An 11,971-nucleotide genomic window follows, 5' to 3' on the forward strand; every position below is an offset into this window, starting at 1 on the left:
TATTTTGCCTAACATATTGCCACTTTTTTATACCGAAATATACACTTTTTGGCGATTTAAAAGTACTGTTTTCAACTGAATTTAATCACAAGTTATTAACAATCAAATTGTTAATTCATTTTTAAGGAATGACTAAATATATTATAGATGGTATTTATGGTTTTTTCATCTAAAACACTATCCACTTCAGTCTGAATATAATGAAGTTTGAAAGCAGCTATAGCTGAGGACAGATTTTTGGTATTGTAACCAATAATTCGTAAAGCTTGCTCAGCATTGAAGTTTACTGGAGCGGGTTCTAAAATTTCATCAGGCCAAATGCCAAATCCATTCAATGCTAAAAGTTTCCAAGGAAATAGCCTACTAGGGTCGGTTTTTCTGCTTGGTGCAATGTCTGAATGTCCAATGATGTTTTGAATAGGAATGTTGTAATCCTTTTTTAGTTTTGTCAATAGAGCCAAAAGACTTATGATTTGCTTGTCTGAAAAAGGTTCAAATCCATTATTGTCTAATTCAATACCGATAGATGAAGAGTTAATGTCGGTGTTCTTTCCCCAAATCGAGTTTCCTCCGTGCCAAGCGCGAAGATAATCATTGACCATTTGAACCACTTTACCATCATCTGCAATTACATAATGCGCACTTACCTGAGGTTTTGTTATCGTAAATGTTCTTAAAGTTTGTGCTAAAGAGTCTTGCGCAGTATGATGAAGAATGATAAAATTTGGTTTTCTAAGATTAAAATTGACTGAGCTAATCCATTCTGTACTAATTCCATTCAACAATGCTTTGGGAGCCTTTATTGACAAAGTATCTTTGTAAAGCACCAGCGGATCTATTGGTAATTGAGCAGCAGGCAAGATAGTTGCGACGCTAGTTTCTAATTTTGCAGGTTCGGTATTTGATATTGTTTCTTTATAACCTTTAAGCTGTTCTTTGTATGATTTATCACTTACCTTATAAGGATTTGAAGAGCAAGAACCAACAATTGATAATATTATAATAGTATAGAAAATGAAAAGTATTTTATGTTTCATATTTGTAAAAATTTTTATCATCGGTACTATGTGCTATCTCCACTTTTTACTTGCTTGGTTTTCAACAAAGCTTTGATATTGAAGTTGTATCCTTATTATTTATCTTTATTTTCCGAAGTTTTATTTTTCTTTTTGTCTTTCGATTTCGATTTTTTCGGTTGTTTTATTTCTTCTTTAAAGGTCAAATATTTATCTTTTTGCTCTTTGCTCAAAAAATTTATTATTTTTCTATCAGTATTTTCAGAAAGTGCTTTATATTCATTCATCAAATCCTCTTGCGACAAATTTAATTTGGTAATTCTGCCTTGTGAATTTACGCTTTCAACTAATACATTTGTTATAGCAATAGTTTGAAGTTCATCCAGTCCTACAGCGGGTTTCATATCCTCCATATATTTGGCGACAATTTCTTCTGCAGGAATTTCTTTTGGTTTTTCAGGCTGGCTGTTTTGGTTCATTGCGCCCATTTGGCTCATTCTACCATTATTGCCATAACCGTTCCCATATCCATTGCCGCCATAACCATTTCCATATTGCGCAGAAACGGTATTTATTGAAATCAGAATAATGATTGTTGCCAAAAATTTATAAGTAGTTTTCATATGTATTTTTTTAATAATGTAAGTTCAAACAGGTTCAGCGAATAAATCAAATTCAGTAGCGTCAATAATTTTTACCATAACAAATTCGCCTGTTTTAACGTAATGTTTCGAAGCGTCAATAAGGACTTCATTGTCAACATCTGGACTGTCAAATTCTGTTCTTCCCACAAAATGCTCGCCTTCTTTTCTGTCAATAATACAACGGAACGTTTTGCCAATTTTCTCTTGGTTTAAATCCCAAGAAATTTGAGATTGAATTTCCATAATTTCATTGGCACGATTTTGTTTTACATCTTCGGGAACATCGTCAATCAAATCGTAAGCGCTTGTGTTTTCTTCATGCGAATAAGTAAAACAGCCTAAACGTTCAAATTTCATTTCCTGAACCCAGTCTCTCAAAGTTTCAAAATCCTCTTGAGTTTCGCCAGGATAACCTACAATTAATGTAGTTCTAATAGTCATTCCCGGAACTGCTTTACGAAATTCCTGCAATAATTTGGTTGTTTTTTCTTTAGTAGTTCCCCGTTTCATCGATTTCAAAACAGGATCAGAAATATGCTGTAAGGGAATATCAATATAGTTGCAAATCTTTGGTTCCCGCTTCATAATTTCTAAAACATCCATCGGAAAACCAGAAGGGAAGGCGTAGTGCAAACGAATCCATTCGATACCTTCGACTTGTACCAAAGCTTCTAATAATTCAGCTAGATTTCGCTTTTTGTATATATCCAAACCGTAATAGGTCAAATCTTGTGCAATAAGAATCAATTCTTTGACGCCATTTTTGGCCAAACCTTCGGCTTCTTTTACGAGTTTTTCAATAGTTTGCGAAACGTGTTTCCCTCGCATCAATGGAATGGCGCAAAAACTACAAGGTCTATCGCAACCTTCAGCAATTTTAAGATAAGCATAATTTTTTGGAGTAGTTGTCAAACGTTCACCAAGCAATTCGTGTTTGTAATCAGCTCCCAATGCTTTTAGCAATGCTGGCAATTCTGTTGTGCCAAAAAACTGATCTACATTTGGTATTTCTTTTTCTAAATCGGGCCTGTAACGTTCAGATAAACAACCAGTAACAAATACTTTATCGACTAAACCGCGTTCTTTTTTATCAGCATATTCAAGAATCATATTCACCGATTCTGCCTTGGCATTATCAATAAATCCGCAAGTATTGATGACTACAATGTTGCCTTCTTCTTCGTGAACGACATCTTTTCCGCTTGCTTTTAATTGTCCCATCAGGACTTCGCTATCATATACATTTTTAGAACACCCAAGAGTGATCACATTAATTCTATTCTTTTTTAAAGATTTGGTTCTCATAGATTTATATTTCCTATAATTTGGAATTTTGCAAAATTACGATTTTTATTTTTAGGAGCATAAATCTTTGTTTTTTAAATACGTTTTGTCCCGCTGTCCACTGTATCTCTCGTGCCGAAAACCGGTCACAAGAGGATGCCGTTTCCATCGGGGCTATTTTATGACTTTTTGTATTTCAGGACGGGACACATTTGCAAAAAAAAACCACTTGAGATAGAATCAAAAGCGGCTTAATCAATTTGTACGTATTATTAATTTTTCTGTACTCTGACTATTACAATTCAAACGTCATTGTCATTGTGACATTGTTATTGTTAGTTTTAATTTGTGCAGCATCGGTAAACCCTTGACTGAAAAAGGATTGCTTGGAATCTCGTTGCGTATTGGTATAAGAAAAATCTAACTTAAATGCTCCAAAATTATATCCTAATCCTCCTGAAAATGAGTTCAAATCACCAATAGTTGCTTTGTCTTTGTATGGACTTTCTTCAAAGCGATACCCGCCACGAAGACTCCATTCTTTAATTTTATATTCTGCTCCAAGACGAAATTCTCCGGTAGTATTAAGTACTGAACTCATATAATTATTTAGGTCTCTATAATACAAATCATTTTTAGGATGAAATTGAGTGTTGTTATAATTTTTTAGTGCATAATCAATGCTAATTAGCCCTTTTTTACCAAATATATAAGCAAAACTCCCAGTAATTTTGCTTGGTGTTTGTAATTTATAAGGTGCAAATATTGTTATGAAATTTGGGTCTACACTATCAGTCACGTCATTGGCACCAGTTTTACTGCTCACTACTACCAACTTTTGCGACAATTCATCATTTAAAACGTACCAAATAGGGGAGTCAAAGGCAAATCCTAAACGAACTTCATTTGTAATTTTTGCAATTATCCCAATTTGAAATGAAAAACCACCTCCATACGTATGCAGATTATTATCAAATCGCAAATTTGTTACCGAATAATTTGATTCAAGTGGATTTTTATTTGATTCGTAAAAACTGGTCGATTTTATATAATCAGTAAAATGCGAATTTAAATTAACTCCAATATTAAGTTTATTTTCAAAAGATGTGGCAGCATTAAAAGATAATTTTCCGTTATATCCTTTGGAAACAATGCTATTTTCTTGGTAATAATTGCCTCCGGCCGGGACAAGTGAAATATAATTTTTGTTATTCGGATCATTCCTTACCAACGGATCAATAACATAAGCTCCGTAACCAAGAAAAGCTTGTTGATTGGCGAAAGCATCTTTTCCATCAACTTCACCAATATATTGATAAATATAACTATTTAAATTATTTGCTATATTTTGTTGGGAAGTTCCAAAGTAGTTAGCAAGTAAATTATAATTTTCTATTGGTAAACCGTCAGAACCTAAAATGGGATTTCCTTGATTGTCTAACGAATGCGAATAATAAAAACTGTCAATATATTGTGTAGGAACACCTCCATTTTGACGCGCATAATTCAAAAAGTAGTCATCTATTGAGTTAAAAGGATTTACACCTCTTGAAAAAACGGAATTGTCAAAATTATTAGTATTATCATAGTTGATTGCCATTGAAAACTTTTTCCAACTACTAGATTGATTTTGGTTTTTAAAAACAAAAACAACACCTAATTGATTCATATCAAAATTATTATGAGATTCCGACGTTGAGGTCCCAAAATAATCAGAATTGTTTCTTGTGTTAAAACTACTCAATGACATTCCAAGTTGATTGTTAGAAAAAATGGCTGAACCCGCAGGATTTACATTTAAGGACGATAAATCACCACCAAGTGCACCAAAAGCACCACCCATAGCTCTAAAGCGAGCAGTTCCGTTTAAATTATCTTGCGAATACTGAACAGCATCTTTTATTTCTTGTGATTGGGCGACATTAAAACTGAAGCTAATAAATATGAGCACTAAGACTTTTTTCATCTTTTGTTCAATTAAGGTTATGTTTATTTATTGTACTATAGTTTAGTCTTATCTTCTTCTACCACCGCCTCCACCTGAGCTATATCCGCCTCCACCGCCAGAAGATCTTCCGCCGCCACTACTGTAGTTAGTGTTTGATGATGATCTAGAATTACTACTATTATTATAGTTGTTGGTGTTAGTACTTGTACTTGAAGGATTATAAGTTCTGGTGTCAGAATAACTTTGACCTCTAGTGTTGGCGCTACTTCTTGTGCTTGAAGAATTATTTTGCGAATAATCTCCAGTCATAAAAGAGGAGTTATTTCTGGTTGTATTACTTGTAGCACTTCTTCTTGTATTTGTATAGTTCGATGTTCTATCGCCGTACGATTGGTTTTGAAAATATCTATTGCCATTTACTCTATTACCATAAGAAGATCCTCTTCTGCTAGGATTATAAGAATAATTATTATTGTATCCATAAGTAGGACAACCCCAGCCATATCCTGAATAACCCCAACCAAATCCGTTACCCCAACCAAATCCAAAATAAGGATTGCCCCAACCAAACCCATAATACGGAGAATTCCAGCCATACCCGTAATAGGGGTAACCCCAACCAAAGCCGTTTCCTCTGCCAAATCCGAAAAATGGGTCACCCCAACCATATCCGAAACCAAAGGAAGTGTTCCAAGGATCGTTATACACATTGACAATAGTTGTTGGGCTATTTTCTTGTTTTTGATTTTTAATGGTATCGTTCGTTGCCATATTTTCCTCCTCTAGCAAAGAGCCGAAATAATTTTTATACTGAGTGCTTGACACGGTTTGTTTTTCTTTGGGAGCATTTCCATATATTCCATCGCTATCATAGTAAGAACTATTTTGATAAGAACCACAAGAAGTTACTAGAATACTTAAAAATCCAATAAGTGTATAAAATGTTACATTTTGAGTGGAAAAAATATTTGTTTTCATATCGTTGGGATTTTTATTGTTGCACATTACAAAAATACTTAGTTTTGTCGAACTTTTTAGTTAAATTTAATAAAACAAAATTTGTGCCAAACTATTCAATATGAGCAAGAACCTAACAACAAGAGAAGAAGATTATTCAAAATGGTATAACGAGCTAGTTGTAAAAGCCGACTTGGCTGAAAATTCAGGTGTTAGAGGGTGTATGGTCATAAAGCCTTACGGATATGCAATCTGGGAAAAAATGCAAGCAGAATTAGATCGAATGTTTAAAGAAACAGGGCATCAAAATGCTTATTTCCCTTTGTTTGTTCCGAAAAGTATGTTCGAAGCAGAAGAAAAAAATGCCGAAGGTTTTGCCAAAGAATGTGCTATCGTGACTCACTATAGACTAAAGAACGATCCAGATAACCCTGGTAAATTAATAGTTGATCCAAATGCTAAATTAGAAGAAGAATTAATCGTTCGCCCTACAAGTGAAGCCATAATTTGGTCCACATATAAAGGATGGATTCAGTCCTACCGAGATTTACCTTTGTTAATAAACCAATGGGCAAATGTTGTACGATGGGAAATGAGAACGCGTTTGTTTTTAAGAACCGCCGAGTTTTTATGGCAAGAAGGTCACACAGCTCACGCTTCCAAAGCAGAAGCTCTTGAGGAATCTGAAAAAATGATGCATGTTTATGCAGATTTTGCGGAGAATTTTATGGCAATTCCAGTAATTAAAGGGGTTAAAACAGAAACGGAGCGTTTTGCTGGTGCAGAAGAAACCTATTGTATTGAGGCTTTAATGCAAGATGGTAAAGCGCTACAGGCAGGAACTTCTCATTTTTTAGGACAAAATTTTGCCAAAGCTTTTGATGTGAAATTTGCTAATGCCGAAGGAAAACAAGAACACGTTTGGGGAACCTCTTGGGGAGTTTCAACCCGATTGATGGGGGCTTTAGTGATGACACATTCTGACGATAGAGGTTTAGTGTTACCACCAAATTTGGCGCCAATTCAAGTAGTTATTGTCCCAATATACAAAACAGAGGAACAATTAGCAGAAATAACTGCAGTTGCAAACGAATTAATATCAGAATTCAAAAATCTAAATATTACAGTTAAATTCGACAATAGGACCACTCAAAAACCGGGATTCAAATTTGCGGAATGGGAATTAAAAGGAGTTCCTATTCGAATAGCCGTAGGTCCAAAAGATATTGAAAATGGAACTCTTGAAGTCGCTAGACGCGATATTTTAACCAAAGAAATTATTTCTAAAGATGGGATTGCAATTTATATCAAAAATATTTTACAACAAATCCAAATCGAATTATTCCAAAAAGCATTAGAATATCGTAAAACACACATAACTGAAGTAAATAGTTTTGAGGAGTTTAAAGATGTTCTTGAACGAAAAGGAGGGTTTGTTTCGGCTCATTGGGACGGTACAGCAACCACTGAGGAGGAAATTAAAAACCTGACAAAAGCGACAATAAGATGCATCCCTTTGAACGGAGTAAAAGAAGCAGGAAGCTGTATTCTCACTGGAAAGCATTCCAATGAAAGAGTGCTTTTTGCAAGGGCATATTAAAAATAATATTATTTTTTTTACGTGAACTATTGTGCGTTTCAAAAATAGTTGTATTTTTGCATCCGCATTACAGAAGAAGGGTCCCTTCGTCTATCGGTTAGGACGCCAGGTTTTCATCCTGGTAAGAGGGGTTCGATTCCCCTAGGGACTACAAAAAAAATTAATAAAGAAAAAATCATTTAAGAAAATGGCAAATCACAAGTCAGCTTTAAAGAGAATAAGAAGTAACGAAAAAAGAAGAGTTTTAAACAGATATCAACACAAAACTACTCGTAATGCGATTAAAGCATTAAGAATTTCTACTGATAAGGAAGATGCTGCTTCCAAATTATCAACTGTTATTTCTATGATTGATAAATTAGCTAAGAAAAACATCATTCACGATAACAAAGCTTCTAATTTAAAATCCAAATTAACAAAGCACGTTTCTAAATTGTAATAATTACAATCTCTAATTATATAGAAAAGTCCCGATGTAATATCGGGACTTTTTTTATGGTTTATACTTAGACTTTATCTTTTAAAAATTCCAACATTTCTTTAGAAATTGGTTTTGGTAAAAAATCAATTACCATTGGGTATTTTTTTGATTTCTCTAAATCTTCTGGGTCAATTGTAGAGGAGAGAATAATAATTTTGGTATGATGATATTCTGAATATTCTTCTGTGATAAAGCTATCTAAAAACTCCCAGCCATTCATTACGGGCATATTTAGATCTAAAAAAATTAACTGAGGTTTTTTTACAGTAGAAGTTGTTTTAAGACTGTCGAAGTATTTAAGGGCTTCTTCGCCATTTTTAGCAGTTGTTATTTCATTTGAAAACGAAGCTTTGGTGATAACCATTTTGCATAACATTAGGGTTATAGGGTCATCATCAATACATAGAATTGTGTTAAGCATTATTGTTTATTTTTAAAAGTTAGTGTAAATGTAGTTCCAACATTTACTTTACTTTCGATACTAATTGTACCTCCCATAGTTTCAACTTGCGATTTTACTAAGTATAAACCTAAGCCTTTACTGTCTGGATAATCGTGGAATCGTTGATAAAGTCCAAATATTTTGTCTTTATTTCTTTCCAAATCAATTCCTATTCCATTATCCTTAAACTTTAAAACTATGCTATCTTCTGATAGAGAAGCTTTTATATTTATTTTTAATTTTCTGTCTTGGGATTTGTATTTGATTGAATTGGTCAATAAATTTAATAAAATACTTTCTATATAAGACTTATTTGTATTCATAGAAGAAATTTCGCCGAAATTAAATAGTATTATAGGTTTATGCAAACCAATAAGAAAATCTAATTGACCAAAAACATCTTCAAATAAATCTTTTAGCAATATAGATTCCTTCTCGATATTATGATTGTCTTTTATTATAATTACTTTTACTAAATCGTTGATGGTGTCGTTTAGTAGATGAGTTGATTTATTGAACCCATCTATAATTTCTTTAAGTTCAGGATCTTCGATAGGAATATCTTCAATCAAGTTTAGTAAACCCGTAAGGTTTGATAATGGGGCGCGTAGATTGTGCGAGGTGATATAAGAAAATTGTTGTAAATCTTTATTTTTTATCGTCAACTCCTTGATAAGTTGTTCTTTTTCTACTTCTTGTTTTTTATCTTCGGTAATGTCTCTTTGTATAGAAACCCAGTGTGAAACCTCTCCATCTGAATCGTAAACAGGTAACATGTTGAAATTCACCCAATAAGCATTTTTGTTTTTTTTGTAACTTGGAGTTTCAATTTGACATTCTTTTTTGTTTTTTATAGCACTAATGAGCTTTTCGTGCTCTTTTTTATCAGAATTTGGCCCCATAAATATTTCAGGAGATTTTCCAATAATTTCATCAAAAGTGTAGCCAGATGTTGCGGAAAAGGCAGGGTTTACATAGACAATATCGGGGATTTTTCCGTTATTCAAATCTGCTTTGGTAATAATTACAGAATCTTTTGTATGGGTAATTACGGTTTCCAGCAATTTTAGTCGTTGTTCTTCTTCTTTTTGTTTTGTAACGTCTTGGATGGCTCCAATCATTCTCACAGACTTACCCGTTTCATCCTTTAAAATAAAACCTCTATCTAAAACATATTTATAAGACCCATCAGCACATTTAAATCGATATTGATCTTGCCATTTTTCAGTTTTTTGTTCAATAAATGAATATAGTTTTATAGACATTTTAATGCTGTCTTCTGGATGAATATTATCAAACCACCACTTCGAACTTTCACCAATTTCATCTTGTTTATAACCAAAAATATCTTCGATTCCTTTATTCCAATTCATCCTATCTTCTGTTATTTTCCAATCCCAAATGATATCGCTTGTTGCTTTTGATACGATATCGTATCTTTCATTTGAATCTTTAATTTCATTGTTTGTATTCTTTAATTCTTTATAAATTTCAGTATTTTTAATATCGTTTTTATACAGAACAAACCTTAGGAGTATTCCAGAAACAATTATAAATAGTAGGTCGCTCCAAAAACTAAATGCGAAAGGATTTGATGGGAGTAGTACTAAAAAAAGGTCACGATAAGCAGTAGCCAAAAATATGGATACTAAAATATATAGTAGGGTTATTTGATTGGTCTTATTTTTCATTATCCAAATGTAAATAATAATTAGGGAATTATTTATAATCATTCAAAACTTATTTTATTCGGTTTACCATAAATATATTGGTTAACAAATTGCAAACAATTACATAAAGATTTTTTATATGAAAATAAAGTGTACCTTTGCAACCTCAAAAAAAATCAGATGGAATCTATTAGAAATATTGCAATTATTGCCCACGTCGATCACGGTAAAACCACTTTGGTTGATAAAATTATGTACCATTGTCATTTATTTCGTGACAACCAGAATGCTGGAGATTTAATTCTTGATAATAATGACTTGGAGCGCGAAAGAGGTATTACCATTACTTCAAAAAATGTTTCGGTAGTGTATAAAGGAACTAAAATTAATATTATTGATACTCCTGGTCACGCCGATTTTGGTGGAGAAGTAGAACGCGTTCTCAATATGGCAGACGGTGTTTGTCTTCTTGTAGATGCTTTTGAAGGACCAATGCCACAAACACGTTTCGTATTACAAAAAGCACTTGACCTTGGTTTAAAACCATGCGTTGTTATCAATAAAGTGGATAAAGAAAACTGTACTCCCGAAGAAGTTCACGAAAAAGTTTTCGATTTAATGTACGAATTAGGAGCCGAAGAGTGGCAATTGGATTTTCCAACGGTTTACGGTTCAGCTAAAAATAACTGGATGTCGGATCATTGGGAAAACGTAACTGATAATGTAGAAGCATTGTTAGATATGGTTATCGAAAATGTACCTGCTCCAAAAGTTTCTGAAGGAACACCACAAATGTTGATTACCTCTTTAGATTTTTCGGCCTTTACAGGTCGTATCGCCATTGGACGTCTTGAAAGAGGTATTTTAAAAGAAGGAATGCCAATTTCTTTGGTAAAAAGAGACGGTTCCATTACGAAATCAAAAATAAAAGAATTGCATACTTTTGAAGGACTTGGTCGTAAAAAAGTGCAAGAAGTTATAGCTGGAGATATTTGTGCAATTATTGGAGTAGAAGGTTTTGAAATTGGTGATACTATTGCTTGTTTTGAGAATCCAGAAGCTTTACAAACTATTGCCATTGATGAGCCTACAATGAGTATGTTGTTTACCATCAATGATTCGCCTTTCTTTGGTAAAGAAGGAAAATTTGTTACTTCTCGACATATTAGAGACCGTTTGACAAAAGAATTAGAGAAAAACTTAGCAATGAAATTGGGTGAAACTGATTCTGCCGATAAGTTTATGGTTTTTGGTCGTGGAGTTCTTCACTAGTCTGTTCTTATTGAAACAATGAGGAGAGAAGGATATGAAATGCAAATTGGTCAACCACAAGTTATCATCAAAGAAATTGATGGTAAAAAATGTGAGCCAATTGAAGAATTGACAATTGACTTACCAGAAACACTTTCGGGAAGAGCTGTAGAGTTTGTTTCTTTGCGTAAAGGAGAAATGTTGTCTATGGAAACTAAAGGGGAACGAATGATTATAAAATTTAATATTCCATCACGTGGAATTATTGGATTGCGTAACCAATTGCTTACTGCTACTGCAGGCGAGGCTATTATGGCACATCGTTTTATAGGATATGAACCTTTCAAAGGAGAAATTTCAGGACGTAACAAAGGTTCATTAATCTCTATGGAAAAAGGAAAAGCTATTCCTTATTCTATCGATAAATTACAAGATCGTGGTAAATTCTTCGTTAATCCTAATGACGAAATTTATGAAGGCCAAGTAATTGGTGAAAACTCCCGTAGCGATGATATGTGTGTGAACGTAACTAAAGAGAAAAAACAATCTAACGTTCGTTCTTCTGGAAATGATGATAAAGCTAGAATTATCCCTCCGATTATTTTCTCATTAGAGGAAGCTTTAGAATACATTCAAAAAGATGAATATGTTGAGGTTACTCCAAAATCGATTCGTTTG

Annotated in this window: 9 protein-coding genes, 1 tRNA gene and 1 pseudogene; 4 read left to right on the forward strand and 7 right to left on the reverse strand. The window is 33.4% G+C overall.

Annotation, left to right across the window (positions count from 1 at the left end):
- Positions 1-110 precede the first annotated feature (110 nt).
- The 5 genes from RMO83_RS07995 to RMO83_RS08015 all read right to left on the reverse strand — a co-directional run bounded on the left by RMO83_RS07995 (position 111) and on the right by RMO83_RS08015 (position 5,870).
- The gene (locus RMO83_RS07995) at positions 111-1,037 is read right to left on the reverse strand and encodes an N-acetylmuramoyl-L-alanine amidase (RefSeq protein ID WP_310559155.1); all 927 of its coding nucleotides are present in this window, start codon (positions 1,035-1,037) and stop codon (positions 111-113) included.
- 95 nt (positions 1,038-1,132) lie between these two features.
- Positions 1,133-1,639 carry a hypothetical protein gene (locus RMO83_RS08000; RefSeq protein ID WP_310559156.1) on the reverse strand — a complete coding sequence of 169 codons (507 nt, stop codon included), beginning with the start codon at positions 1,637-1,639 and terminating at the stop codon, positions 1,133-1,135.
- Positions 1,640-1,663: 24 nt separating this feature from the next.
- Positions 1,664-2,965: a 30S ribosomal protein S12 methylthiotransferase RimO gene (gene rimO / locus RMO83_RS08005; protein ID WP_310559157.1), complete on the reverse strand. Its 1,302-nt coding sequence runs from the start codon at positions 2,963-2,965 to the stop codon at positions 1,664-1,666.
- Positions 2,966-3,239: 274 nt separating this feature from the next.
- The gene (locus tag RMO83_RS08010; RefSeq protein WP_409025006.1) at positions 3,240-4,910 is read right to left on the reverse strand and encodes a UPF0164 family protein; all 1,671 of its coding nucleotides are present in this window, start codon (positions 4,908-4,910) and stop codon (positions 3,240-3,242) included.
- Between the two features lie 48 nt (positions 4,911-4,958).
- Positions 4,959-5,870, reverse strand: coding sequence for a hypothetical protein (locus RMO83_RS08015; RefSeq protein WP_310559158.1), 912 nt, complete (start codon positions 5,868-5,870; stop codon positions 4,959-4,961).
- 100 nt (positions 5,871-5,970) lie between these two features.
- Here RMO83_RS08015 and proS point away from each other — a divergent pair, with 100 nt between their 5' ends.
- From proS to rpsT, 3 genes are all read left to right on the forward strand, one after another.
- The gene (gene proS / locus RMO83_RS08020) at positions 5,971-7,449 is read left to right on the forward strand and encodes a proline--tRNA ligase (RefSeq protein WP_310559159.1); all 1,479 of its coding nucleotides are present in this window, start codon (positions 5,971-5,973) and stop codon (positions 7,447-7,449) included.
- Positions 7,450-7,528: 79 nt separating this feature from the next.
- Positions 7,529-7,600: transfer RNA gene (locus tag RMO83_RS08025), tRNA-Glu, on the forward strand.
- Between the two features lie 36 nt (positions 7,601-7,636).
- On the forward strand, positions 7,637-7,888 hold the full coding sequence (gene rpsT / locus RMO83_RS08030; protein ID WP_310559160.1) for a 30S ribosomal protein S20: 252 nt from the start codon (positions 7,637-7,639) through the stop codon (positions 7,886-7,888).
- Positions 7,889-7,955: 67 nt separating this feature from the next.
- Here rpsT and RMO83_RS08035 read toward each other — a convergent pair whose 3' ends face one another.
- Positions 7,956-8,351, reverse strand: a complete 396-nt coding sequence (locus RMO83_RS08035; protein WP_310559161.1) for a response regulator — start codon at positions 8,349-8,351, stop codon at positions 7,956-7,958.
- Positions 8,351-10,063, reverse strand: a complete 1,713-nt coding sequence (locus RMO83_RS08040) for a PAS domain-containing sensor histidine kinase (protein WP_310559162.1) — start codon at positions 10,061-10,063, stop codon at positions 8,351-8,353. Before RMO83_RS08040 ends, RMO83_RS08035 begins: the two co-directional genes overlap by 1 nt.
- 159 nt (positions 10,064-10,222) lie before the next feature.
- Here RMO83_RS08040 and typA point away from each other — a divergent pair.
- Positions 10,223-11,971, forward strand: a pseudogene (typA, locus tag RMO83_RS08045) (translational GTPase TypA); the annotation flags it as partial.

This window comes from Flavobacterium sp. (assembly GCF_031423415.1).
Lineage (GTDB): Bacteria > Bacteroidota > Bacteroidia > Flavobacteriales > Flavobacteriaceae > Flavobacterium.

What these genes read in the sequence shown, in the direction of transcription:
- RMO83_RS07995 (WP_310559155.1), bottom strand. Translation starts at nt 1,037, where the DNA reads ATGAAACATAAAATACTTTTCATTTTCTATACTATTATAATATTATCA.
- RMO83_RS08000 (WP_310559156.1), bottom strand. Translation starts at nt 1,639, where the DNA reads ATGAAAACTACTTATAAATTTTTGGCAACAATCATTATTCTGATTTCA.
- rimO (WP_310559157.1), bottom strand. Translation starts at nt 2,965, where the DNA reads ATGAGAACCAAATCTTTAAAAAAGAATAGAATTAATGTGATCACTCTT.
- RMO83_RS08010 (WP_409025006.1), bottom strand. Translation starts at nt 4,910, where the DNA reads ATGAAAAAAGTCTTAGTGCTCATATTTATTAGCTTCAGTTTTAATGTC.
- RMO83_RS08015 (WP_310559158.1), bottom strand. Translation starts at nt 5,870, where the DNA reads ATGAAAACAAATATTTTTTCCACTCAAAATGTAACATTTTATACACTT.
- proS (WP_310559159.1), top strand. Translation starts at nt 5,971, where the DNA reads ATGAGCAAGAACCTAACAACAAGAGAAGAAGATTATTCAAAATGGTAT.
- rpsT (WP_310559160.1), top strand. Translation starts at nt 7,637, where the DNA reads ATGGCAAATCACAAGTCAGCTTTAAAGAGAATAAGAAGTAACGAAAAA.
- RMO83_RS08035 (WP_310559161.1), bottom strand. Translation starts at nt 8,351, where the DNA reads ATGCTTAACACAATTCTATGTATTGATGATGACCCTATAACCCTAATG.
- RMO83_RS08040 (WP_310559162.1), bottom strand. Translation starts at nt 10,063, where the DNA reads ATGAAAAATAAGACCAATCAAATAACCCTACTATATATTTTAGTATCC.